The following is a 25,618-nucleotide window of genomic DNA, read 5'->3' on the forward strand; positions in this document are numbered from 1 at the left end:
CCTTCTGTGCATTGAGTAAGATTAGAGTTCTTTTAATTCGGAAACAACTTTAGTCATAGATGCTTTGGCATCTCCAAAAAGCATCAGACAGTTTTCATAACCAAATAATTCGTTCTGTATACCCGCATAACCGGAAGCCATACTCCGTTTACACATAATCACCGTTCTGGCTTTATCTGCGTTTAAGATAGGCATTCCATAAATCGGACTTTCCGGGTTATTCCTGGCAGCCGGGTTTACCACATCATTTGCTCCAATGATAAGGCAAACGTCACAGGAGTTAAACTCGTCGTTTATCTGTTCCATTTCTACTAACTTATCATAGCTTACATTGGCTTCAGCCAGAAGAACGTTCATGTGACCGGGCATCCTACCCGCAACCGGGTGAATCGCAAATTTTACAGAAGCACCTTTCTTTTCGACCAGGTCGGCTAATTCACGAACTACGTGTTGAGCCTGAGCTACGGCCATTCCATAACCGGGAACAATAATCACTGTAGAAGCAGAATCAAAGATCATAGCAGCACCTTCAGCATCCACTTCTTTCACCACGATTTCCTGTCCGGAACCGGTACTTCCACCTACAGTCTGCCCAAAGCCACCTAAGAGCACATTCATAAGGGAACGGTTCATGGCCTTACACATAATCTGAGTCAGGATGATTCCCGAAGCTCCCACAAGAGCTCCTGCAATAATTAAGAGCTGGTTATTCAGAACAAATCCTGTGGTACAGGCTGCAATTCCTGAGTAAGAGTTTAAGAGTGAAATCACCACCGGCATATCCGCACCACCGATAGGAATCACGGTTAAAACTCCTAAAAGAGAAGCAATTCCAACCACAATCATAACAAACATCAGATCCTGGGGCTGGAGAAGTACCATTATGCTGGCTCCGATAGAAGCGAGGAAGAATAGAAGGTTCAGTAAATGCTGACCGGGGAATACTATCGCTTTTCCGGTGATTTTCTCACTCAGTTTTCCAAAAGCAATTAGAGAACCGGTTAAAGTAACTGCACCAATAATGATACTGAGGATAATAGATATCCCTACTACAGCGTTCATTTCCGTAGCAAAGCTATTCTGATCGTACATCCTCCAGTATTCGGAAACAGCGACAAAAACAGAAGCAGCTCCTCCAAACCCGTTGAAAAGTGCGACCATCTCCGGCATGGAAGTCATTTCCACCTTTTTCGCAATTACAATCCCTACTACAGAAGAAATAAGAAAAGTAGCCAGAATTTCCGGAAAAGTAATACCGATTTTACCCACGAGTTCTTTTTCAAAAAGAACCGCTACGACCGCTACGAGCATACCCAGAGAAGAAACGAGGTTTCCGTTTCTTGCAGTAGAGGTTTTTCCAAGCATTTTGATTCCGAAAATAAAGAGAACGGAAGCAACGAGATATGCGATTTTTACAATTTGATTTTCCATTCTCCCTCCTATTTCTTCTTCTTAAACATCTGTAACATTCTATCTGTTACCAGGTATCCGCCCACAACGTTCAAAGTTGCCAGGAAAAGTGCAAGCAGACCCAGAATCTTACTTACAGGATAATTTTCCACTCGACCCGCACAGATAAGGGCTCCAACTATCGTGATCCCGGAAATCGCATTAGAACCTGACATGAGAGGTGTATGCAGGGTAGGAGGAACCTTAGAGATTAACTCGAACCCCACAAATATAGCCAGTATTAGAATATAAATTAACTCCATAACTTATCTCTTTAAAATTTCCTTTGTGAAAGCATGCACCAATTCACCATTATGAACAATCAAACTACCTTTGGTAATGTCTTCATCCATTTCCCATTTAAACCCATCTTTAGTGGCCAGATGCAGAAGAAGAGTGCTGATATTCTTCGCATATAACTCACTTGCATTTACAGGAAGAGAAGAGGGTAAATTTGCCTGCCCGATGATAGTGACATTGTGCTTCACCACGGTTTTATTCAATTCACTCACTTCGCAGTTTCCCCCGGACTCAACTGCCATATCCACAACAACGGAACCGGGTTTCATAGATTTCACCATTTCTTCCGTTACAAGAATCGGAGCTTTTTTACCAATGACAAGAGCTGTTGTAATCACAATATCAGCTTCTTTAATATGTTTGGCAATCATCTCTTTTTGCTTCTGGAGGTATTCCTGAGAAACCTCTTTGGCATAACCACCTTCGGTTTTGACTCCTTCTCCCGCAACCTCCAGGAACCTTCCTCCGAGGGATTCAACCTGTTCCTTGGTTTCCGGACGAACGTCGGTTACCTCCACTATAGCCCCCAGCCTTTTGGCAGTTGCAATGGCTTGCAGACCCGCAACACCTGCACCAAAAATTAGAACTTTAGCAGGAGTGATAGTACCGGCAGCCGTCATCATGAGAGGAAAAATTTTACCGAGAGCATTTGCACCTAAGATTACAGTTTTATAACCTGCAAGGTTAGCCTGAGAACTTAAGGCATCCATTTTCTGAGCGCGAGAAATCCGAGGGACAGCATCCATTGAGAATGCCTGAACTCCTGCTTTCGAAAGAGCATCTATAACATCCGGGATGGTATAGGCATATAAAAAGGATATCAGTACGGCTCCTTTTTTATAAAGCTTTATTTCCTCGACTTCAGGAGCATTCACGCGCAAAATAACATCTGCATCGGAAAAGAGTTTCTTTTTGTCCGATACTACCTCGGCACCTACTTCTTTATAAACATTGTCGAGAAAATTTGATTGTTCCCCGGCACCTGCTTCGATAGAGCAGGAAAAGCCCGCTTTGATAAGGCTTTTTATGACATCAGGAGTGAGTGCCACCCTTCTTTCTAATTGTTTCGTTTCTTTAGGTATGGCTATCTTCAAGGTTTTGCACCATTCTTGTCTGCTAGGAAATTGGATTCGTATAAAACGTCAATAGGTTTTTTATTAGAAGCTTTTTTAAAAAATAACAAACGTTATTTCAAACATATCATTCTTACTCAAATTAATTATCTTTTAACCATTGCTTGGCTACTTCAAAAGATGGAACTTCTAAAAGCATAATTCCTGCCGGTCCGAGTTGTGCCTCGTAAATCTGGTTACTTAAACGAGTAATCGCACTCTCACCTTTCGCTGTTATAAAGTATTTAACTCCATTCTTCGTAAATTCCGGAAAAACTTTATCCTTAATAAACTCCTGAATTTCAGGACTGAAGGCCCCTCTGGCTTCTGTCATATCAACGATCCAGGCTCTTCCAGCATGTTTTTTACTGTATTCAAGACCCTTGACAAGAACCGCCTCTTCAAATTGTTCTACTGTTAATAATAAACTATACCATTTATCGAGTATGGCTTTTTCATTTTCTAACCATTCTACTCGCATATAACCATTTAACTCGTGTAGCACCATATCATTTCCTCTAAGCTGAGTTTTATCATATTTCTTTAAGGATATATTTCAATTAAAAATCATCTTTTCTTAGAGGATGCAAAAAGAATATTCCTTTCAATCCCTATTTTTTGATTGCATTTGTATCAAACTTATACTCTACTATTTTGTTAATGCTGAGACGTAAGTTTTACCTTACTAATTTATCCTTTTTTTCGCCTAAAAAAGATCAAATATCGTTTCAGAATTATTTTTAACATAAACTATGCAAACATTTTATCCTTATATTCTTTTTGGTTTGAGTTTACCCGTATTTTTCTATCTTGTTTTTCAGTATAGACAAACAAAAGATAAAACAAGTATCTTCTTCTCTTTATTTATTCTGAGCAATCCTCCCTCCTGGATGCTTTTTTTACCAACTTATTTACAACTATATTTAAGTTTTAGTGCAATTTTATATTTTATATTTTCCACCAAATATCTCTTATTAGAATATGAATTAGAAGAGAAAACATCTTACTCAAAACTCTTATTTTTTAGTCCTATAGTGTTTCTCTTTTTTCCATTTTTTCCCGGAATACAGGACAGGCTTAATTCGGGATTCATTCTTTTTTATTTTATTATATTCTCCCTTATGGGTCTTCGATCACTTTTACAGCTATTTAAACCAGCCATATTTATGCTCTTTGCAAGTTGTTTTCACTTTACGGCTCTATTAGTCTTACCGGGTGTGTATCAATCCAAAATCGAGACTCCTCTCATTTCAAATGGTTTTGAAATCTTAGGTGTTTTATTTTTATTTTTAGGAATGGTATATCGAGAATACAGCTTACTTTCCGAGAAACAAAAAGCCAGAGAAGTAGTGATTCAAACCCAGGAAGAAGTCATTCTTTCCCAAAAAGACAGTGTAATACAATCCTCAGAAAAAGTTCAGGATTTAAAGGAATCTTTAAATGATGCAAAAATTCTTTTTCACAGAACTGCGGAAGAAATAAAAACCCCCGGAGAAAAAATCCTGGGATTAATCCAAATCACTCTCAGTTCTAAAAAACGAAAAACAATACAGGAATACAAAAATAAACTCAGTGAAATACAAAAACGAATCGAACAAATTGTTCATCTATCCAAAATACTGGAAGATTTTAGCTCCTTTGAGCAAAAGAAAATTCAACTTCAGACAGGTCCTGTAAACCTAAAGGCTACAGCTACAGTTGCTTTAGATCTCCTTTCACCAATTCTTAGCAGAAAAAACTTATATGTAAGAAATAATATTCCGGAAGAACTACCTCCCGTCTTAGGGGATGAAAATCGCTTGATACAGGTCTTTCATAATCTCTTAGAAAATGCGATTCGTTTTACAAATGAAGGGGAAATTACTATTGAGGCAAAGAGTATTAGCCTAAAAGTAGAAGAAGAAAATCGCAGGGATCTTCTTTCCGAAGAAAAGTTTATTGAAGTGAAAGTTTCGGATACAGGAGTGGGGATTCCGGAAGAGTTTCTTGAAAGAATATTTATGCCTTACGAAAAAGAAGAAGCCATATCTTCCGAAAGTAAGGGCCTGGGTTTAAGCATAACCCGTCAAATTGTAGAATTACACGGTGGAAAAATTCATGCAAACTCAAAAGTAGGAGAAGGAGCCTGTTTTATTTTTACTCTTATTCCCTACTCCTGATTTATAAGACCGATAGTTCATCTAAAAACCTCGAAACACCTTCTTTCCAATGAGGAATATTAGGCCAGATAGTCCTTGCTTTACTTAAATCCATCACGGAAAAAAAAGGCCTTAGTGCAGGAGTCGGATACTCAGAGGATTTTATAGGACGAAGATTTATTTTAATGGCATGAGAATTTCTTTCATAATATTTTTCTAATACTTCATAAGCAAAATCATACCAGCTTGCCACACCGGAATTAGAAAAATGATAGATACCACCGGGTAGGAGTTCAAAAGTTTTCTCAGAACCCTTTAGTTTTATATCAATGTATCTTGCTATAAATTCAGCTAAATCTTCTGCATAGGTCGGTCTTCCGATTTGCTCTTCAATGACTCCTAAGCTCTCTTTTTCTCCGGCTAAACGCAGAATAGTCTTGGGGAAATTTTTACCGTGTGAGGAATAAACCCAACTGGTTCGAATAAGAAGAGCTGTTGTGAAATCTTCGATATTGCTTAGCCTGTCCGTTTGCTTTAAGACTTCGAAAAGCTTTTCTTCCCCCTGCTTTTTGGAAAGAGCATACACTCCTTCTGTCTCAGAAAAATCTTTTTCAGTCCAAGGAAGTACATCCTCCCTAGTCTTTCTGGTAAAAATAAAATCTGTAGAAATGTGTATAAAGTATATTCTAAATTCCTGACAGAGTTCTGCTAAGGCCTTGACGGCTTCTGCATTTATCCTGTAAGCTAACTCTATGTCTTCCTCAGCTTTATCTACAGCAGTATAGGCCGCACAATTAATCAGGATATCAGGCTTTTCTTGCAATAAAACTTTTTTAGATATTTCATATGAACTAATATCCCAATCTTGAATGTCATAGCCCTTAGAGTATATGCTTTTTTTATTAAATACTTTTTGCAGTTCATACCCAAGTTGCCCCAGAGAACCCGTATACAGAACTTTCATCGCAATTCTTCCTTTAAAATTTGTAAAAGATACTCACCATAGGTATTTTTCTTTAAGGGTTCTGCGAGTTTTTCTAATTGTTCGGCAGTAATAAAGTTTTTGCGAAAAGCAATTTCTTCCGGACAGGCAATTTTTAAACCCTGCCTTTTTTCTACTGTTTCCACAAAATTAGAAGCCTCTAATAAGGATTCATGTGTTCCCGTATCCAGCCAGGCATAACCCCTTCCCATCAGCTGTACATCCAGGTTTCCTGCTTCCAAGTATAACTTGTTTAAATCAGTTATCTCCAATTCTCCACGATTAGAAGGCTTTAAGCTTTTAGCATATCCCACCACATTCTTATCATAAAAATACAAACCGGTTACAGCATAATTTGATTTGGGAACTTTAGGCTTTTCTTCTATAGATAAAACTTTTCCGGTTTTGTCAAAGTCTACAACTCCGTATCTTTCCGGATCATGAACATGATAAGCAAAAACAGTAGCCGTATCCTTGTTAGCATTTGTATCTTTCAATAAAGATTCCATCCCATCACCAAAGAATATATTATCACCCAGTATCAAGGAAGATTCAGCTCCATTAATAAACCTTTCACCGATTAAAAAGGCCTGAGCCAGACCATCAGGTGAGGGTTGCACTGCATATTGTATATCTATACCCCAAATTTTTCCATTCCCCAATAACTGTTGAAAAAGCGGTGTAGCCTCAGGTGTAGAAATAATAAGAATTTCTCGAATTCCAGCCAGCATTAGAATACTTAAGGGATAGTATATCATCGGTTTATCATAGATTGGCAAAAGCTGTTTAGATACCACATAAGTAACAGGATAAAGCCTGGTACCGGAACCACCGGCAAGAATAATTCCTTTACGATTCATATTTCAACTCCGATACTCATAATCTGATATTCCATAGGTTTCTCACTCCATTTTTCCGGAGTTAAAGATTTATGATAGAATGTCTTCATCTTGTTCAATCCACTGAAAAGTAATTTCATATACCTTTTTTAACACGATCACCTACTCCCATATTGTTTTTCATAATACTGCTGATAGGAGCCATCCAACACTTCCTTCCACCAGCTTTGATTTTCCAAATACCAATTAATTGTCTCACGAATAGCTTTTTCGAAAGAGTATTGTGGCTTCCAGCCAAGTTCTGTTTCGATTTTTGCAGGATCAATGGCATAGCGAAAATCATGACCGGGTCTATCCTTCACATACTCAATCAAGTTTCGATGCAGTTTTCCTTCTGGATTTTTTTCATCCATGATATCACAAATCAGATTTACAATATCAATATTTCTCATTTCATTACGGGTTCCAATTACATAAGTTTCCCCTAAATTCCCTTTATCTAATACAGTAGAGATAGCTGAGCAATGGTCTTTGACATATAACCAATCTCGAATATTCTCACCTTTTCCATATACGGGCAATTTTTTCCCCTGCAAACAATTCAAGATCATCAAGGGAATTAATTTTTCCGGAAATTGATAGGGCCCGTAATTATTAGAACAGTTTGTAGTTACAACAGGCAATTTATAAGTATGATAGTAGGCTCTAACAAAGTGATCCGAAGAAGCTTTGCTGGCCGAGTAAGGAGAATTTGGTGCATAGGATGTTTTTTCTGTAAAAAAGCCATCCTTCTCAAGGCTCCCAAAAACTTCGTCTGTAGATACATGTAAAAATCGATTTAACTTCCCTGCTTCGTACCTCTGCCTTGCATGTTCTAATAAATTAAAAGTACCCACCACATTTGTAAAGACAAAATCTTCCGGCCCACTTATAGATCTATCCACATGACTCTCAGCTGCAAAATGCACCACCTCACTATAATCGCATTCTACCAGATCACGGAATAACTCTCCCTTTTCTGCGATATCGGAATGAATAAATCTAAATCGTTCATCCTGTTCAAGAACCTGTAGACTCTTCAGATTTCCCGCATACGTCAACTTGTCCAGAACCGTGACCTGTATATCTTTATATCTTTCTAATATATCATAAACAAAATTTACTCCAATAAATCCGGCACCACCTGTAACTAAAATATGTCTTTTCATAACATAATTTCCTCTATATTTAATATCTAAATGGAGTAGTAAAACTCTTTAATGAAGGTAATATCATATCTTTTTTTGATAAGGCAATATCTCCTGTTTTCAGAATATCCTGCCAGGGTATAGAAATATCAGGATCATTGTATATAATTCCATGCTCATGCTCCGGCGAATACTCCCGTGTAACCTTATATAAAAAGTCGGTATCATCCTCCAGAACTAAAAAGCCATGAGCAAAACCCGGCGGAACCCAAAAAATATGTTTATTCTCCCCTGATAGCTCAACACCTATCCATTGTCCGTAGTATGAAGATCCTTTGCGAATATCTACAGCCACATCAAAAACCTTCCCCCTCACAACTCTTACCAATTTTCCCTGTTCATAAGGAGGAATTTGAAAATGTAAGCCACGTAAGACTCCCCTTTTCGAGCGGGAGTGATTATCCTGTGGAAAAAAAGAAGGTATACCTTCTTTCTCAAATAAAGAAGCTTTGAATGATTCTAGAAAAAATCCACGCTCGTCACCAAAAACTTTTGGTTCTATTAGGATAGGACCGGGTATATTGTATTTTTTAATCGTTGTCATTTACCTTGGCTCTTCAAGTAATCTCGTCTTTCATCTAATTTCTTTTTGGAAGCAAAAAATAGAACTATATAATACAATATATTTCGATAATATGTGGAACGAACAAATCCATACTTTAGTGCAAGATAAATTCTTTTAAATCGACTATAATCCAACAAATTTATATACACTAAGAATATCTCTTTTTGCTGTTTATTTAGATTTATCTGAAATCGATTATATACCTCTTCAGCTTGCATAAATGTTCCATAAAAATATTTTATAAACTTATCTGGTTTTGTTATCCTATTCCATGTCTGTAATATGGAAGACTTTTGAGTGCCTATTTGGTTTGTAGAGTGTAATCTATAAAAGATTGTAGTTTTATTCTCAGAAATTATACATCCAAAAAGGGAAGCAATTATGCTTGCCCACCAATCATGCATTAATACAGTATTTGGTATTGGAAATATTTTACTATGAAGTGCTCTGTTTCCAATTATAGTACAACCGGTAACTGTTCCCTGAACGATTAGTTGTGGAACACTTTTTCTATGTGGAAAAAACTTCCCATAACTCCACATAGAATCTGCTATGATTGTGTTATTTTCATCAACTAAGGTTAAGTCAGAATGTATCAATATAGGGTAATCACTTCCTTTTTCCTTTTCAATTTTAATCATCTCTAACAACTGATATTCCACTTTTTTTTCATTCCAGATATCATCATGGTCACAAAAGAAAAAGTAATCGGAGTCTGTATCTAATTCCAATAGTCTGGAGAAACTTCTTATAGTTCCGAGGTTTGGACCCACTTCTAAAACCTTAAACCTGAGTTCATTAAATGATTTAATTATTTCGAGAGTAGAATCTGTGGAACCATCATCTCTTATCAATAAATTCCAATCAGCATAAGTCTGGTTTATAATAGAACTTAATTGCTCTTTCAAATACCTTTCACTGTTATAAGTTGAAAGTAAGATTGAAACTTTTATTTCAGGATTCATCGTTTTCTAAAAAAATACTTTTTCCAGGCATAATAAGAAAAATGCAGTGTATAAAATAAAGAGCGAAATATACCCAGTTTTTCTCGGTTCTTTAGCATTCTGTAATGCGGCCAGAATAACTTTTTTTTAGAATAGGTAATCGAGCCCCTTCTCTGCCTAAAGCTAGCAAGAATTTCAGGATTCCCATAACCATAAGGAATCTTTTTTAATATATCCAACCAAAGGGCATAATCATCCCTTATACTTTTTAAAGAAACATCAAAATATAATTTTCCAAAGTAATCTGCATTATAAATAGCTGTTAAAAGACCAACCCTATTAAAAAGAAGATTTGTTTTATAGTCAACTTGTTCCGGTTTCACAATATGTGGTTTTAATACCTCAACTCCCTCTTCATCAATAATTCGATAACTACAGAAAGAAAAAACAGAACCCTTTTCTTTCATATATACAAGTTGCTTTTCAAGAAAATGTTCATCCCAGATGTCATCAGAATCAAGAAAAGCAATGTAGTTTCCAGAAGCTTTTTCAATTCCCTTATTTCGAGTGTCCGCTGAACCGGAATTTTGAGCTTTAAAAATAGGCATTATTCTTTTATCTTTTTTCTGATACCTGTCAATTACATCCCGGCTATTATCAGTTGAAAGATCATCTATTACAATAAGTTCGTAATTCTTGTATGTCTGTTTCAGCACACTATCAATGCTTTGAGCTATAAATCTTTCAGAATTATAAACCGGCATTATAATAGATACAAATTTAGAATTCACCATAGCCTCAACTTTGAAACAAAATTATATCAACTTCTTTGACTTTAATTTTTGATGTATGCTTTTTATACTCAATAAAAGGGAACATAAATCGTTCAGCTAAAAATCCAATAACTCTTCTCTGATAACCTATCTTTTCATTGATATTTATTTTTTTCTCCACTTCAAAAAGTATGTTAAATAGAAATTCACAATATTCCTGAAACAGTACCCTTCTCATTACAAACATATTTGCTGGATATAAATATCTTTGTAATACTGAATCGTAAATATATTCTCCTAACTCTGGATACAATTCTCCGGCTGTTTCATAAAATATCTTTAGATCCACTTCATCGTGACATTGAGCATATTGAGTAATAACTTTTTTTCCTAAATATTCTTTCTTTGGCAAGATAGCATCATACTCTTGTAATAATAATGGGATTATCTTTTCGCTTTTTCTTAATTCTTCAGTTATAATTGCAAAATCAGATGTTTTAAATTGAAATAACTCAGGCATATTTAATATTTTATTAATAATTAATCGAGAATGTATTAATCTTCCAAAGTTATAAAAATATCTCTTGAGGTTAAATAAAAAACTAGAATTAAAAAATAAAAATCTTCTATAATGCATAAAACCTATAAAATCAGTATCTAAATTTTTCCAAGACCAATATATGGCAGTTAATTCACAATAACTTTCGTTTCTTTCTGATATATTAACTCCACTATCATCCCGAATAAATGGTAGTTTTATATTAGATATCTTTGCTCCTACATGTATAGGTATATAAACATTACTCTGATACACTGAAGATTCCTTGTGATAAGCAACTATAATTTTTATATTATTCATAGTTATTCAAGTATAAAATGATGGTAAATATTCTTCTCCATAATGCAAAGAAAGGTTTTTATTATAATACGGATCCCCTTCAATTATACTTTTCCACCTTTTACTCATATAATTTCTTTCTTTCTCAAATCTTTTAAGCTTTTCTTTTGTATCTTCTATACCTCTTGTTTTTGATTCATAGTGAAATAATTCAACAAAAGGTAATACTACATTGTAATAACCTTTATTCAAAAGTTTGAAACATAAGTCTACATCATTATAAGCAATTTCCAGTTCTTCGTCAAAACCATCAACTTCTTCAAATTTCTTTCTTTCCACCATCATACAAGCAGCAGTAACTGCAGAGTAGTTATATGGAACCATTAAAGAACCATAATATCCCGAATGCTCTCTATTTACTCCACGAAAAACATGGCCGGCAATATTTTCACTACCAAGTCCTGCTATCACTCCTGCATGTTGAACAGTGTAATCCTCAAAATAAAGCTTCGCTCCAACTGCACCTATATGTGATTTCTGTGCATAACCTAAAAGATCTTCTATCCAACTTTTTGATATAATTTCCGTATCATTATTTAAAAAAATTATAAATTCACCACTACACATAGATACTGCTTTATTATTAAGTTTTGAAAAATTAAACTTACTATAATCATCAATTATAGTTATAGGATTTTTTAACTTTACAATTTCTTTGAAATAATTTAAAGTTTCTTCTTCAATACTATTATTATTCACAACGACTATTTCATAATTTGTATAAGTACTCTTGTTAAGAATAGAATTTATCGCACTTCTTAATAAAGAAACTTTATCTCTAGTACAAATAACGATGGAAACTTTCTTACTAAAATCTGCTTTATATTTAACAACATAAACTCCTTTGAATACTCCATTTTCAACAGTACACTGCTCTTTCAAATCACGTTTTATTGCTTTTTTAGCATTCTCAAATGCATATGGCTTATTTTCCGGATTTTCAGCTATAGAACCCTCAGCAACCCTCCAATGGTACAATATTTTAGGTATATGATATATATTTGAATAACCAACTTTTCCAATATATCTTCTTGTCATTTCATAATCTTGACAACCACAATAGTCTTCCAGAAAACCACCTATTTCTTCAACTATACTTCTCTTATATAACGTAAGATGTCCTATATACATTATTGAATTAAATGTATCTGGAGAAAAATCTGGTTTAAAAAAAGGACCAAATCGCTTTCCATTTTTATCTATTTTATCTTCATCGGAGTAAATCAATTCCGCATTCGGATTTTTATTCAATAAAGAAACAAACTCAAGAAGTGCGTGTGAAGGTACAATATCATCATGATCCACCATTGTAATATATTCACCAGATGCAAGACTCAAAGCAGTATTTGTAGCAGCAGAAATATGTCCATTTTTTTCTCTAAATATTATTTTAACTTTCTCCTCCCTTTCTGAATATGCCTGTAATACCTTTTTAACCTCAACATCTGTAGAAGCATCATCGGCTATACATAACTCCCAATTACTATATTTCTGCTTTAAAATTGATTCAATACACTCTTCCAGATATGTCAAATCACTATTATACGTAGCTAATATTATAGATATTTTTGGCTTCTTTTTAAAATCAGATAAAATATTTATTTCATTCCTTCCTTCAATCTCTTTTATCCAAATTTCATATTTTCGCTTATGGAATATTTTTAATTTGATCTGTAAGAATACAGCTCGAAATCCTTGCGTTCTTAAGATTCTTATAGCAGTATTGATTTTCCTGAAATATCTTCTCATTCTCATAAACACTTTAATAACGTTAGAGCTTTATCCCTTTAGCCTTACAATCAGCTATGGTCATAATTCTTACCAATTCTTCAAACTTCACTTTAGGTTCCCAGCCAAGTTTGTCTTTTGCTTTTTTCGGATCTCCGATTAAAATATCCACTTCTGTAGGTCGAAAATACTTCTTATCAATCCCTATCCGAATCTTTCCCGTTTTCTTATCAACGCCTTTTTCTTCCACACCTTTTCCCTGCCACTCAATATCGATTCCACCAATGGAGAAAGACTTTTCTACAAATTCTCTTACCGTATGTGTCTCATTAGTAGCCACTACATAGTCATCAGGCGTATCCTGCTGTAACATCATCCACATCATTTCTACATAATCAGGAGCATAACCCCAATCTCGTTTTGCATCTATATTCCCCAGATACAATACGTCTCTTTCACCGGAAAGAATTTCTGCGAGACCGAGAGTGATTTTTCGGGTAATAAAACCTTCCCCTCTTCTGGGAGATTCATGATTAAACAAAATTCCATTTGAAGCATGTAAACCAAAGGCTTCCCTATAATTCACTACCGCCCAGTAGGCATATAACTTGGCTACTGCATAAGGAGAACGTGGATAAAAGGGGGTTGTTTCTGTCTGAGGAATTTCTTGAACCTTACCATAGAGCTCAGATGTAGATGCCTGATAAAACCGGCACTTAACACCGGTTTGTTTAATTGCATCTAATAAACGAAGAGTTCCTACCGCGTCCACTTCTGCTGTATATTCCGGAACTTCAAAAGAAACCTGAACATGTGATTGTGCAGCGAGATTATAAATTTCCTCAGGTTGAACTTTTTCTAATATTCGATTTAGATTACTAGAATCAGTCATATCTCCATAAATCAAATTCAAGTTTTTATTTCCACGAAGGTGTTCTATACGATTACGATTAAAAAGTGAAGCTCTCCTGACAATTCCGTATACTTCATAATCTTTTTCTAATAATAGTTCTGTTAAATATGAACCATCCTGACCTGTTATTCCTGTTATTAGTGCTTTTTTCATAAATTAATTTCTTTATTACTGGTTATATAATAGTATCCTTACTCTACTGTAACACTTTTCGCCAAATTTCTCGGCTGGTCAACTGTACAATCGCGCATCACGGCAATATAATAAGCAAATAACTGCAAAGGGATCGTATTAATTATAGGAGAAAGAGGTTCAATTACATCGGGAACATAGATTACATCATCACAAAGTTCTTGAATACTAGCATTCCCCTCTGTAGCAATAGCAATTACCTGCCCTTTTCTTGCTTTTACTTCCTGTATATTACTAATCACCTTGTCGATAATGCTTGAGTTCGTAACAATGGCTACCACCGGCATATTCTCATCGATAAGAGCTATTGGCCCGTGTTTCATTTCAGCCGCCGGATAGCCTTCTGCATGCACATAAGAAATTTCTTTTAACTTTAAAGCACCTTCTAAAGCAACCGGATAGTTATATCCTCTTCCGAGATACAGTGCATTATTATAGGCATGATACTTCTCTGCGATTTTCTTAATATGTTCAGCCTGAGCCAATACTTCTCTTACTTTTTCAGGAAGTTCTTTTAGACCTTTAAGAATACGAATACCTTTATCTCTTGAAAGACGGCTTCTCCTTCCGAAAGCTAATGTAACTAAAATCAAAACAACCAATTGAGAAGTAAAGGCTTTCGTTGAAGCCACACCTATTTCAGGACCCGCATGAATATAGGCTCCACCATCTGTTTCTCTGGCTATAGTAGAACCCACCACATTGGTTATGCCATAAACTTTAGCCCCCTTTCGCCTTGCTTCCCGTAAAGCAGCCAGGGTATCAGCTGTTTCTCCCGATTGACTGATAACAAATACAACCGTGTTGGGAGTTATTATTGGGTTACGATAACGAAACTCGGATGCATATTCTACCTCAACAGGAATTTCAGCGATGTCTTCAAGCAAATACTCTCCTACAAGGCTCGCATAATAACTGGTTCCACAGGCGATTATGATAATCCTATCCACTTTATGAAATTCCGAACTATTAAAAGGAATCCCTCCTAATTTTGAAATCCCTTCATCCATAAGCATTCGACCACGAAATGCGTTTTGGATAGTTTCCGGTTGTTCAAAAATTTCTTTTAACATAAAATGCTCAAAACCAGCTTTTTCGATTTGTTCAATATTCCAATCAATTTCATGAACTTCTTTAATAATTTCGGTTGCAGTTAGGGAAAGTGTCCGATATTGATTCTTCTTTAGAACAACCATTTCATTATCTTCCAAATACACCACATTTCGAGTGTAAGAGACTATAGCAGAAATGTCGCTGGCAATAAACATTTCATTATGTCCGATTCCTAATACAACAGGAGAACCATGCCTCGCACCTATAATCACCTCAGGTTCATCTAAACAGAGAACCAATATACCAAATGTTCCTTCCACATCCAGCAGAGCTTTTTGAACTGCCTTTTCTATACTCCCGTTATAATATTTAGCTATCAGGTGAGGTAGGACTTCGCTATCGGTTTCACTTTTAAAGCTTACACCTTCCGCCTGAAGTCTCTTTTTTAAAATGGCATGATTTTCAATAATACCATTATGAACTACGGCAATTTTTCCATCAAAACTTAGGTGAGGATGTGCATTTGCCTTAGAAGGCTCTCCATGAGTCGCCCAGCGGGTATGAGCAATACCAATGTTGTTTTCGTATTTTTTCTGAGGAATCGATCGTTCAAGCTCTGCAATCTTGCCTTTTTCTTTTACAACTGAAATTTCAGCATTATCTAAAATAGCAATTCCCGCCGAATCATATCCGCGGTATTCTAAACGCTTCAAGCCTTCCAATAAAATTCGAGTAACTTCTTTTTCACCTATATATCCTACAATTCCACACATAATAATATCTCCTAAAACTCTTACCTTGCACCAAATCCTGTTAAAATTGTCTTAATCGTTTTAAAGGTAATTAATGTATCCAACCAAAAAGAAAAATGCTTTATATAATAAAAATCATATTCCAACTTCACGTTCATTCCCTCGACTTCGGCTGCATATCCCTGCTCTACCTGCGCCCAACCGGAAATTCCGGGCCTCACCACATGCCTGTAACTAAAAAAGGGTACTTCTTTTTCGTACCACTCTGATAACTCAAGAGACTCCGGTCTGGGGCCTATAAAGCTCATCTGTCCGATAAGAATATTAAAAACCTGAGGGAGCTCATCAATACGGTATTTACGTATAACTTTCCCAACCTTTGTTATCCGTGGGTCACCTCCCCCTTCTGTAAAACCTTTTCCTTTCCTATCCGTATACATACTCCTGAACTTAAACATAGTAAAAGAACGGCCTCGAAAACCCATGCGCTTCTGTAAGAAAAAAACGGGCCCTTTACTTTCCAATTTAATTAATATGCCCACAAAAACAAGGAAGGGTATTAAAAAGGGAAATAAAAAAAGAACCGCGAAAATATCGATTAACCGTTTCACTTTTTCATAAAATCGGGAAGGAAGAAGAGAACCAAACTCATTTTCTGAAAGATGGTTAATTTTTACCCTGCCGGTCAGGGATTCTTTTACCTGTTTAATATGAAAAACCGGAATCCTACTTAAGGTACAGTGGGCTAAAAACTTCTCCCATTCCGCTGAAAGCTCCGGACTCCGAAGATCCGCAATTACAGCATTCACTCTTTCATTGGTCAAATCAGGTTTCGAAAGCCTGAGAAATAAAACGCCATGGGTTTCTTTTAGCTCTTTTGCCTCACCGAGGGGCACGAGGGCATAGCGAACCAAGCGATATCGATTTCCTATAAAATATCCGACATAACACCAGAAAAGCGTAACACTGAAACCTATCAACATTACCTGGGAGCTATACGCCAGCCTCTCGACAAGAAAATAGGGTATTAACAAACCATAACCAATGGCAACAGTAGGTAAGACATAAGCGACCGACTGGGCTCCGGGATACCGAAGTAGCCTTCTCAAGGTATAAGTTATTCCAAAAAAGGCTACAATAATCCCGATAAGCGTATTTTTACTATTTAAATCTATCGTTTTCCAAAAAAAGAAGCCCCATTTAAAATAGGTAGATAAAAATATGACAAGAGAAGCCCCCACAACAAACTGAAAGAAAAAGCTTAAAAGAATTCTCTCATGGATACGGGAATGCCTGCGGGTATAAGATGGAGGATAGGGCCTGATATTATTCATTTTGGAACTATCAGTTCATTTTTTTTATTGTTTCTGGCAAGTCAAGCCATACTCTAAATCAAATTCGGACTCTCATTCTTTCACGGTAGGTAGTTTTATTAGAACTTAGGTCTAATTAGATGTATTAAAAAATCGTCGGGACTTCATTTTACGTATTATTTAATTTTTCTTCCTGAATTCAGTCAAATGTAAAAGTAAATTCCAAAATTCTCCGAAAGAGAGACTTCTTTTCTCCACAAATTTCCTCAGGCGATATTTCCGTGGAAATCTTATATTCTTTATCTCTAAAATGTCTGATTAGAATATCTCCATGAAAACCGGAAATATACATTTTTGTTTTCTTAGATTTAAAGTAATCCCGTATACGGACACTTCTCTCTGCACACCACAGATGCTTCGGTCCGGGAACTATACCCACTTTAGCATTTACCCTATCAAAAAAGTTATTAGAAGCTGTTCCTTCCGTTCCATGATGAGACACTTTGAAAATATCAGCCTGAAAAGCCGGTTCAGACTTTAAGTATTCACTTAAAGAACTATTTAAATCCCCGGTGAAAAGATAGGTTGTTTTATTAGTTTTTAACTTCATAATCATGGATAAATCATTAATGTCGACATTCCCGGCCTGAGGATTTACAGGAGGACTGGCAAAGAGTAGTTCCAATTTATTAAACTCATCCTGATACAGAACTTTAGGATTTTTCGGATCTGTATGATGAATTTCAGAATAAGAAATGTTTTTTTCCTTCATTAGATTTTGCAACTTTAGTAAATCTTGATAATCACAGCCCCAGGGAATTTCTCGGTCACAGTTTTCTTTCAGGGGTATATTCATCCATACCTTACCGATAGGAATCCCAAATTGAATCAGTTCATAAAGTCCTGAGTAATGATCCTTATGGGGATGGGTAATAAAAATCTCATCAATACGATAAATTTCATTTACAGCAAGATAGTCCAGAAGCTTTTCTCTGGTCTGGGTTATAAAGCCTGCATCAATTAGAATAGTATACTTATCATGAAAGAGACTCTTACGAAATTGTAAAATATGAACATCTTGCTGTTGTTCAGAATAATTCAGATTAGGAGCTCTATAGCGGAAGTTTTCTCCTGCTTCCCAGGGAAGTTCTTTGTCTTTCAAGACAATACACTTATCTTTGAATTGATTCTCTATAGTAATGGCAAGCTTTTTCCCCCGATAGCCATTGTGTTCGTAAAAGCGGGCAGTGTTAGAAATGATTGGATCCCAGTGTCCGGTGAGATGGGGAACCCAGGTGTCTGGAAAGCCTTTGAGGTTGATGAGGCAATGCCTGGAAGGAGGATTGGATTGGGAAATGAGAGTCTGGATGGGAATGGTGTGATCATACATTGGATCAAGTGTTCTCCAGATTATCTTTACCTGCATCCCAAATGCAGCAAAAAAGGAATATTCCGAAACAGGGTCAGAATAGAAAAAAGTGTTAGTATTAACTAATGAATTCTCATCCAACTCTTTTGCTATATCATAATAAGGCCAAAAAGTATTAAGTAAGATAAACTTTAATTTTCCATAAATTGGCGGGCGACTGATATAAGATAATGCAATTAGAAATATTAAGCTTATAAAAAAAAATAACTGATTAAAGATTTTTTTTTTCATCTTATTAATAATTGCTTGCATCTTCTCTGAATGAATAAGGTTACTTTAGGTTCAAGAATCTGGAGTAAGTAAGCAATTGATATCCAAAATTGTGTGGTATAAGTAGCACGCCAAAAAACTTCTGCAGCAGTTATAGACTTTGCCCATATTAGAACATTAAATGGAACAAGCAGTATCCAAAAAGGCATTAAGCCAGGAAGCATAGCAATAAAAAACGTTTCCTCTTTCTTTTTATTATTGAATTTATATTGCTTAGGCAATAGAAAGTAAATACTTACCACTATCAGTGGAATAAAACCATAGAATGATAAGGTATCGTAAATCCTAGGTCCATTTAACTTCCCAATAATGAATAAATTTTTTATAATCATAACATGATTAAATAATTCCTCTTTTAATGACAAATCAAAAATAGAAAAGATTTTCTTAAGAGGAGTTAGATGCGGGAAAAATAATATTACAAATATCAGAGGTAAATAAATATACTTTCTAAAAAAGAACCATTCGAAGTGTGTAATTAGTTTAAAGGAAAGTATGATTGAGACGAGTAGATAAAGATAAAATAGAAATCCTATTTCTTGCTTATGATGAAAATACAATATTGGAGTAAACAATAATCCATATAAAGTATACATTCCAATCTGGATTATTTGATCCTTTTCGCATTTATTTATAATTAAAGAGATTAGCATCGAACATAACAGCCAATATATACTTATATTAATCGAAGTTGGAGCTAAAGTATAATAACTTATATAACTAAATTGACTTGTCCCGAAAAATAAAATCATTAGCACCGCAGACACAACTGACCACTTTACATTTAAAAAACATAGTCGTGATGAAATATAAGCAGATAGAACTAAGTTAGAAAATACAATGAGATGAAAAGCATATACAATATTTAACCTTTCATTCCACTTAACAGGTTGAGCAAAGAAAGATATGGATTCAAATATTATCTTGCCGATAAACTCTCTATTTGGATAATCCTTTGTTGTCTTAAAAAAAAGAAAATCCCAAAGAACATTTAGGTGATATATAGTATCAGCAGGGGGAATAAAAAAAGGACCTAATAATCCAATTAAAAAAACAAAAGAAATGACCAAAAAAAAAGAATATAATCCTTCTTTTTTACTAAACTTAAAGGAAAAAATTAGCTTATATAAGTAAGTAATTGAAAGAATAAATGAAATTAAAATCGTTGTATATGAAAAATATTTAGAAGAACTTCCCCACTCAATAAGAAAATTATTTTTTTCTAAACCATAGATAAATAAAATTATGATTGGAATCCAACCCCAAAATAATTCTAATATAATCATTCTTTTCAAAATACTATTTATCCAGTAAAACCTTACTAACCGTATTATAAATTAAGAATTCCTTTATAAGCAAATTCTTACCTCTCAAGGCAAGTCTTTCTCTCCATTTAGCATCCAACAACATCACTGCCTTTTCTAACAAAGCCTCATCATTTCCGGCTTCTACTACAAATCCGGCTCCGGCTTCTTCAATCACCTCTTTCAGATCATTCCCCGGATTAACACTTCCTAATATAGGCATCTCCTGCACCAGATAGCCAAGTATTTTTCCAGGAAAATTATGCGTTGTATGATTTTTATTCAAACAAAATAATCCAATATCAAATTCAGCCATCATTTTTTTAAACTCATCCTGAGAAACAGGATCTAATAGAGTTATATTAGTCAAATTTTCATTCATAATTGTATTACGAACTAATTCAACTTCATCTCCTGCTCCCACCAATACAAAATAAGCTTCCCTGTATTCCTGCATATTCTTAGCCAATCGCAATATCTGGCTCATATCCTGGGCATGACCTATATTCCCACCATAAAAGAAAACGACCTTATCTTCTATATTTAGTTTTTTCCTGTAAGGCTTATCAGTAAGAGTCACAGGCTTATCTGCAACCCAATTATACAGTAATTCTAATTTTGCATTTCCTTTATAATAAGTAGAAAACCATCTCAAGTTATTAGCTGACATCAATCCGATAGTATTTGCTGAAGAATAATTCTTTTTTTCAAACCATAAAAAATATTTGGTTATAATAGAATTCTTTTTTAAAATTCCATTATCAATTGCCCACTGTGGAAATATATCTCGCAAAACCAAATAACTTTTCACATTCCACAGTTTTTTTAATTTGCCTACCAGGTATCCCCAAAAAATTGTAGGAGAATAATAAATAATATAATCCTGAGGATTCTCTTTAAAAACTGGTTTTAAAAAATGCCAGGCTCTAAAAGATAGCAAAGTTTCATTAATCGCTCGCTTAACTTTTGATACATTTTTAATCTCACCGGAGCGAAACCTATATACTGTTACATTATCCAAGTCTAAAACTTCATATTTAGCTTTTATCCCGATACCCGGTGTTACTACCATAACTTCGTGCCCCTGGGAAACAAATTCTACAGCTAATTCATGCATCATTTTAGCCGCTACCTTAATGCTTCCGGGTAAGTAATCATCTACGATTATACAGATTTTCAAAATGATTCTCTCATTTAAAATAGACAATAACACAAAAACTATCTTCCGTTTCTTGAAAAATAGGCTCTGCAAAACCATGTTTTTTCAGTTCAGCCAGAACAACTTTACGAATTCCTAAACCCTTATGCTCCATCAGATTTAAATACTGAGCATACTGAACCAAAATGGGATTTCTGGGGTATTTCTGGCCTATTTTTATTTTTTCAATAGTTAAAGTATTCGGAAGTCGTCCTGCACTTTCAAACTCAATCCTATCAGAGAAAATTCGTATTTCATTTTTAGTTCTTTTCGTATAATCTCTATGAATTAATCCATTTACAATAAGTTCTCTTAAAATAGATTCCGGAACTCTCCACTCTCGGATTCTTGTAATCCCATCTTTATCAATTTTCACCTCAGAAAGATGCTCAGCCAGATAAGTTATGGCAGAATCAACAATTCCGTTTTTTTCAATTTCTGCTAACTTTTTAATTCTGGCAATGGGGTTTGTAAATAACTTATCTTCTATACATTCTAATTCAACTTCTGTAGATTTATAGCGAATGATGCGAATACCATATTGTGGTAAAAAGCGAAGAATATCTTTTCCAAAAAGTATAAGTCCTGCAATACTACAAACAAACTCAGAACGAGTCCCTGCAACTAAGAAATCTAATTGGGAAAGCCTTAATTGAAAATCATTCCAGTCTACAACTTCTTCTTCCATAGTTTTCTTGTAAAAATGGGAAAAAAGTTCACTATCTATCTGATGAATACTAGTTCCCGATACAGGAGCAATCTCAAAGTGATAATAACCCGACTCCTGGCTCATTCGCAAAATTTGCTCTCTATCTGCAATTCGAGAGGTACTTCCAATTCTTATATAAATTGTTTCGGTTTCTGATTTTTTAACCGCATAGGGTTTGAGACTTCCCTGCTCCACAGTGATTACAGCAAGTTTCTTATCATTTTCTAAACTAATTTCCTGGTATATCGGTATAATTGAGGGAGTGATATATTTAGCAAACACAGTATCCATAAGCCATTCTTCAAAGTTTTTCCTTTGAAGGCCTATGATTTCTTTGCTTATATCATCCACACCAATAATGATATGTCCTCCCTTAAAATTAGCAAAGGCAACAATTTCCTTAGCCAGACTCTCCGGTCTTATATCATCCCTTTTAAATTCAACTAATGAGTTTTCAGGCTGTTGTATGATCTTATATAATTCTTCCGGACTCATTTCTACTTTATCAATATTTCTTCCAGACTGTCCGATTCACATAATCGGTATAACTATGGATAATGCGGACAACTTGTTTAGAAACAGGACCACCTTCATAATCTTTTACTATAGGTATCGTCCTCTTTTTATAGTCATGCTGCATAGTAATAACTTTAATTGATTCCAATATTCTCTCTTGTTTTAGCCCACTCATAATTAAAGTTCCTTCATCCATACCTTCTGGCCTTTCATGAGCATTTCTTATAGTTATCGCAGGTAAATTAAGTAAAGATGCTTCTTCTGTAATAGTACCACTATCAGAAAGAATACAAAAAGCAGACATCTGTAATGAAAGATAATCTATTAATCCGAATGGCTTCATAAACTGTATTAACGGATGGACTTCAATTTCAGTCAAAGATTCCAATCGCTTCCTGGTTCTTGGATGTGTAGAAACTATCACCGGATATTGGTATTCTTTTGCTATTGAATTTAAGGAGATCAACAAATCTAATAGATTTTCTTTTGTATCAACATTTTCTTCCCTATGGGTACTTACTATAAAATATTGATATTTGTTTAATCTTAATGAATCAAGTATTTCTGATTTTTCTATTTTAGGTAAATAGTAGTTTATAACCTCATCCATATGAGAACCGGTTTTTATAATTGTCTCAGGTCTTATACCCTCATCTAACAAATATCTCCTGGCATGTTCTGTTAATACCATATTTATATCACTCAGATGATCCACCACCTTACGATTTAACTCTTCGGGAACTCTTTGATCAAAACATCGATTTCCTGCTTCCATGTGGAATACAGGAATCTTCCTTCTTTTAGCAGGTATTACGGCCAAACATGTATTTGTATCTCCATACAACATAAGAGCATCCGGTTTAACTTCCTCAAAAATTTCATCCGATCTGGTGATTACCTCAGCAATAGTCTTTGCCACGGTATCTGATGCAACATTTAGAAAATAATCCGGTTTTCGAATTTCTAAATCATCAAAAAAAACTTGATTTAATTCATAATCATAATTCTGTCCGGAGTGAACCAGAGTATGGCTGGTATATTTATCCAACTCAGCAATCACTCTACTCATTTTTATCAATTCGGGTCTAGTTCCGACCAAGGTCATCACTTTAAGCATTAAGTTCTTCCTGTATATAACTTAGTTTTAAAAGTAAAGTTTTGATTCCTTCTATATTCAATCTTTCTGTATTATGTGAAGTATAATCATCTAATTCAGAAACTTTTTGCTCACCTTCTACAAAATATTTTTTATAATTTAAATCACGATTATCTGCGGGTATTCTAAAATATCTTCCCATATCTTCTGCTTTGGCCATTTCTTCTCTCGATACTAAGGATTCATATAATTTTTCACCATGTCTGGTTCCGATTATTTTTATTTCATTTTGTTTCCGAAAAAGTTCTTTTAAAGCCAATGCCAAATCTGCTATAGTGGAGGCCGGTGCTTTTTGAATGAATAGATCACCCTGCTTTGCATGATTAAACGCATGCAATACCAGGTCTACAGAATCTTCTAGAGACATTAAGAACCTTGTCATATTCGGATCTGTGACCGTCAATGGCTCAGCTTTTTTCAGTTGTTCAATAAACAAAGGAATGACCGAACCTCTTGAGGCCATTACATTCCCATATCTGGTAGCACACAAAACTGTTATATCATTCATAATATTCCTGGATTTTGCCACCATCACTTTCTCTGCCATAGCTTTTGATATCCCCATTGCATTGATAGGATAAACAGCTTTATCAGTACTAAGAACCACTACTCTTTTGACTTGATTAGCTATAGCTGCACTCAATACATTATCTGTTCCTATCACATTGGTTTTAATGGCTTCCATTGGATAAAACTCACAGGAAGGCACCTGTTTTAAAGCGGCAGCATGAAAGATATAATCAACTCCAATAGTAGCCTGGTAAATACTGTCGTAATCTCTAACATCACCAATATAGAATTTAAGCTTATCATTAGATAAGGAAATTCTCATATCTTCCTGTTTTTTTTCATCCCTGCTAAATACACGAATCTCTTTTACATCCGTGTCTAAAAATCTTTTCAAAACAGTATTTCCAAAAGAGCCTGTACCACCGGTGATAAGCAATACTTTATTATCAAACATTTTTTCTATCCATATAATCAAGTTTATATCTCAACATTCTCTGAATCAACTCATCCCAATTCGGAGGAACATAACCCGTTACTTTTCTAAATTTTTCTGAATTTAAAGAACGATCAATAATTACTTCTTGATTTTCAATAATATTAATATTTTTCCGGTAGTGTTTTTTCACTATTTGTAATAGATTATATTTATCTATTGGCTCAGTGGATATATGATATAGACCATATAAGTTTGGATTTGGGAGTATGTATTCTTTAATGATATGAGCTAATTCTATTGTTGGAAAACCGGAAAATATAGCCTTTTTATATCCATTTACAATTCCTTGTTGAGACAAAAACCAATCTATTAAAGAATAATTTGAATTTAACTCATGTCCTATAATTGATGTTCTGATTGTAAAAACATGCTCTTTATCATGAATCTCGCCTATGTATTTTGACTTGCCATACAAATCTTCTGCATCAGAGATATCTTCTTCAATATACATACCTTTCTTACCGGAAAATACGCAATCAGTACTTATATGTATCAAACGAGCATTCATCAATTCACATAATCCACTTAATCTATGAGGTAGCATAGAATTAATTGGTAATACAGTTAAAGGATCTTTTGCATTTCCCTGTTGTTTTATAATTCCTATACAGTTAATTACTATATCAGGTTTGACTTCTTTAAACAATTTTACAAGATTATCTTGTTTAGTTATATCAACATCTAATATTATTTTTTTTCTCTGTATAGAAGTAAAAAAATCAAGCATGACAGAATTTCTAACCGTTCCCCACACATCGATTTCTGAGTTAGAAAAGTATTTGAATAGGGTGCTACCCAGCATCCCAGTTGTACCTAAGATTAATATTTTCAT

The 25,618-nt window shown here is 34.8% G+C and carries 23 protein-coding genes; 1 reads left to right on the top strand and 22 read right to left on the bottom strand.

The genetic code is table 11. From position 1 onward, the window contains the following. Nucleotides 1–21 precede the first annotated feature (21 nt). The 4 genes from H7A25_25670 to H7A25_25685 all read right to left on the bottom strand — a co-directional run bounded on the left by H7A25_25670 (nucleotide 22) and on the right by H7A25_25685 (nucleotide 3,369). On the bottom strand, nucleotides 22–1,431 hold the full coding sequence (locus H7A25_25670; GenBank protein MCP5503313.1) for an NAD(P)(+) transhydrogenase (Re/Si-specific) subunit beta: 1,410 nt from the start codon (nucleotides 1,429–1,431) through the stop codon (nucleotides 22–24). An 8-nt stretch (nucleotides 1,432–1,439) separates the two neighbouring features. After that, nucleotides 1,440–1,712, bottom strand: coding sequence for an NAD(P) transhydrogenase subunit alpha (locus tag H7A25_25675; protein MCP5503314.1), 273 nt, complete (start codon nucleotides 1,710–1,712; stop codon nucleotides 1,440–1,442). A 3-nt stretch (nucleotides 1,713–1,715) separates the two neighbouring features. Continuing rightward, nucleotides 1,716–2,843, bottom strand: a complete 1,128-nt coding sequence (locus H7A25_25680) for a Re/Si-specific NAD(P)(+) transhydrogenase subunit alpha (protein ID MCP5503315.1) — start codon at nucleotides 2,841–2,843, stop codon at nucleotides 1,716–1,718. Between the two features lie 121 nt (nucleotides 2,844–2,964). Then, nucleotides 2,965–3,369 (bottom strand): hypothetical protein, encoded by a 405-nt coding sequence (locus H7A25_25685; protein ID MCP5503316.1) that lies wholly within the window; start codon nucleotides 3,367–3,369, stop codon nucleotides 2,965–2,967. A 244-nt stretch (nucleotides 3,370–3,613) separates the two neighbouring features. Between H7A25_25685 and H7A25_25690 the strand changes: the two genes are divergently transcribed. Then, the gene (locus H7A25_25690) at nucleotides 3,614–5,020 is read left to right on the top strand and encodes a hypothetical protein (protein MCP5503317.1); all 1,407 of its coding nucleotides are present in this window, start codon (nucleotides 3,614–3,616) and stop codon (nucleotides 5,018–5,020) included. A gap of 1 nt (nucleotide 5,021) precedes the next feature. On the opposite strand, the gene rfbD is transcribed toward H7A25_25690, so the two are convergent. The 18 genes from rfbD to H7A25_25780 form a co-directional block, all read right to left on the bottom strand. After that, nucleotides 5,022–5,963: a dTDP-4-dehydrorhamnose reductase gene (gene rfbD, locus H7A25_25695; GenBank protein MCP5503318.1), complete on the bottom strand. Its 942-nt coding sequence runs from the start codon at nucleotides 5,961–5,963 to the stop codon at nucleotides 5,022–5,024. Continuing rightward, complete coding sequence (gene rfbA, locus H7A25_25700; GenBank protein ID MCP5503319.1) at nucleotides 5,960–6,841, bottom strand: glucose-1-phosphate thymidylyltransferase RfbA; 882 nt, start codon at nucleotides 6,839–6,841, stop codon at nucleotides 5,960–5,962. The genes rfbD and rfbA overlap by 4 nt, the downstream gene beginning before the upstream one ends. A 137-nt stretch (nucleotides 6,842–6,978) precedes the next feature. Continuing rightward, complete coding sequence (rfbB, locus tag H7A25_25705; protein MCP5503320.1) at nucleotides 6,979–8,028, bottom strand: dTDP-glucose 4,6-dehydratase; 1,050 nt, start codon at nucleotides 8,026–8,028, stop codon at nucleotides 6,979–6,981. A 19-nt stretch (nucleotides 8,029–8,047) separates the two neighbouring features. Beyond that, nucleotides 8,048–8,611: a dTDP-4-dehydrorhamnose 3,5-epimerase gene (gene rfbC, locus H7A25_25710; protein ID MCP5503321.1), complete on the bottom strand. Its 564-nt coding sequence runs from the start codon at nucleotides 8,609–8,611 to the stop codon at nucleotides 8,048–8,050. Beyond that, on the bottom strand, nucleotides 8,608–9,597 hold the full coding sequence (locus tag H7A25_25715) for a glycosyltransferase family 2 protein (protein MCP5503322.1): 990 nt from the start codon (nucleotides 9,595–9,597) through the stop codon (nucleotides 8,608–8,610). The genes rfbC and H7A25_25715 overlap by 4 nt, the downstream gene beginning before the upstream one ends. Continuing rightward, nucleotides 9,594–10,340 (bottom strand): glycosyltransferase, encoded by a 747-nt coding sequence (locus tag H7A25_25720; protein MCP5503323.1) that lies wholly within the window; start codon nucleotides 10,338–10,340, stop codon nucleotides 9,594–9,596. Before H7A25_25720 ends, H7A25_25715 begins: the two co-directional genes overlap by 4 nt. Before the next feature lie 34 nt (nucleotides 10,341–10,374). Then, nucleotides 10,375–11,208, bottom strand: coding sequence for a DUF4422 domain-containing protein (locus tag H7A25_25725; GenBank protein MCP5503324.1), 834 nt, complete (start codon nucleotides 11,206–11,208; stop codon nucleotides 10,375–10,377). Between the two features lie 6 nt (nucleotides 11,209–11,214). Next, a complete protein-coding gene (locus H7A25_25730; GenBank protein MCP5503325.1) occupies nucleotides 11,215–13,002 on the bottom strand; it encodes a glycosyltransferase in 1,788 nt (595 codons plus the stop codon). Nucleotides 13,003–13,018: 16 nt separating this feature from the next. Next, nucleotides 13,019–14,041, bottom strand: a complete 1,023-nt coding sequence (gene gmd, locus H7A25_25735; GenBank protein MCP5503326.1) for a GDP-mannose 4,6-dehydratase — start codon at nucleotides 14,039–14,041, stop codon at nucleotides 13,019–13,021. Between the two features lie 38 nt (nucleotides 14,042–14,079). Continuing rightward, nucleotides 14,080–15,906, bottom strand: coding sequence for a glutamine--fructose-6-phosphate transaminase (isomerizing) (gene glmS / locus H7A25_25740; GenBank protein MCP5503327.1), 1,827 nt, complete (start codon nucleotides 15,904–15,906; stop codon nucleotides 14,080–14,082). Between the two features lie 20 nt (nucleotides 15,907–15,926). Beyond that, complete coding sequence (locus tag H7A25_25745) at nucleotides 15,927–17,219, bottom strand: exopolysaccharide biosynthesis polyprenyl glycosylphosphotransferase (protein MCP5503328.1); 1,293 nt, start codon at nucleotides 17,217–17,219, stop codon at nucleotides 15,927–15,929. 178 nt (nucleotides 17,220–17,397) lie between these two features. Beyond that, nucleotides 17,398–18,858, bottom strand: coding sequence for an MBL fold metallo-hydrolase (locus H7A25_25750; protein ID MCP5503329.1), 1,461 nt, complete (start codon nucleotides 18,856–18,858; stop codon nucleotides 17,398–17,400). Then, nucleotides 18,855–20,183 carry a hypothetical protein gene (locus H7A25_25755; GenBank protein ID MCP5503330.1) on the bottom strand — a complete coding sequence of 443 codons (1,329 nt, stop codon included), beginning with the start codon at nucleotides 20,181–20,183 and terminating at the stop codon, nucleotides 18,855–18,857. Before H7A25_25755 ends, H7A25_25750 begins: the two co-directional genes overlap by 4 nt. 13 nt (nucleotides 20,184–20,196) lie before the next feature. Then, entirely contained in the window at nucleotides 20,197–21,381 is a 1,185-nt protein-coding gene (locus tag H7A25_25760) for a glycosyltransferase family 4 protein (GenBank protein ID MCP5503331.1), read from the bottom strand. 10 nt (nucleotides 21,382–21,391) lie between these two features. Continuing rightward, nucleotides 21,392–22,603, bottom strand: coding sequence for a putative DNA binding domain-containing protein (locus H7A25_25765; protein ID MCP5503332.1), 1,212 nt, complete (start codon nucleotides 22,601–22,603; stop codon nucleotides 21,392–21,394). A gap of 10 nt (nucleotides 22,604–22,613) precedes the next feature. Next, complete coding sequence (gene wecB / locus H7A25_25770; protein MCP5503333.1) at nucleotides 22,614–23,741, bottom strand: UDP-N-acetylglucosamine 2-epimerase (non-hydrolyzing); 1,128 nt, start codon at nucleotides 23,739–23,741, stop codon at nucleotides 22,614–22,616. Then, the gene (locus tag H7A25_25775; protein ID MCP5503334.1) at nucleotides 23,734–24,744 is read right to left on the bottom strand and encodes a polysaccharide biosynthesis protein; all 1,011 of its coding nucleotides are present in this window, start codon (nucleotides 24,742–24,744) and stop codon (nucleotides 23,734–23,736) included. The genes wecB and H7A25_25775 overlap by 8 nt, the downstream gene beginning before the upstream one ends. Beyond that, nucleotides 24,737–25,618, bottom strand: coding sequence for an SDR family oxidoreductase (locus tag H7A25_25780; GenBank protein ID MCP5503335.1), 882 nt, complete (start codon nucleotides 25,616–25,618; stop codon nucleotides 24,737–24,739). The genes H7A25_25775 and H7A25_25780 overlap by 8 nt, the downstream gene beginning before the upstream one ends.

The sequence above is a fragment of the Leptospiraceae bacterium genome, assembly GCA_024233835.1.
Taxonomy (GTDB): domain Bacteria; phylum Spirochaetota; class Leptospiria; order Leptospirales; family Leptospiraceae; genus JACKPC01.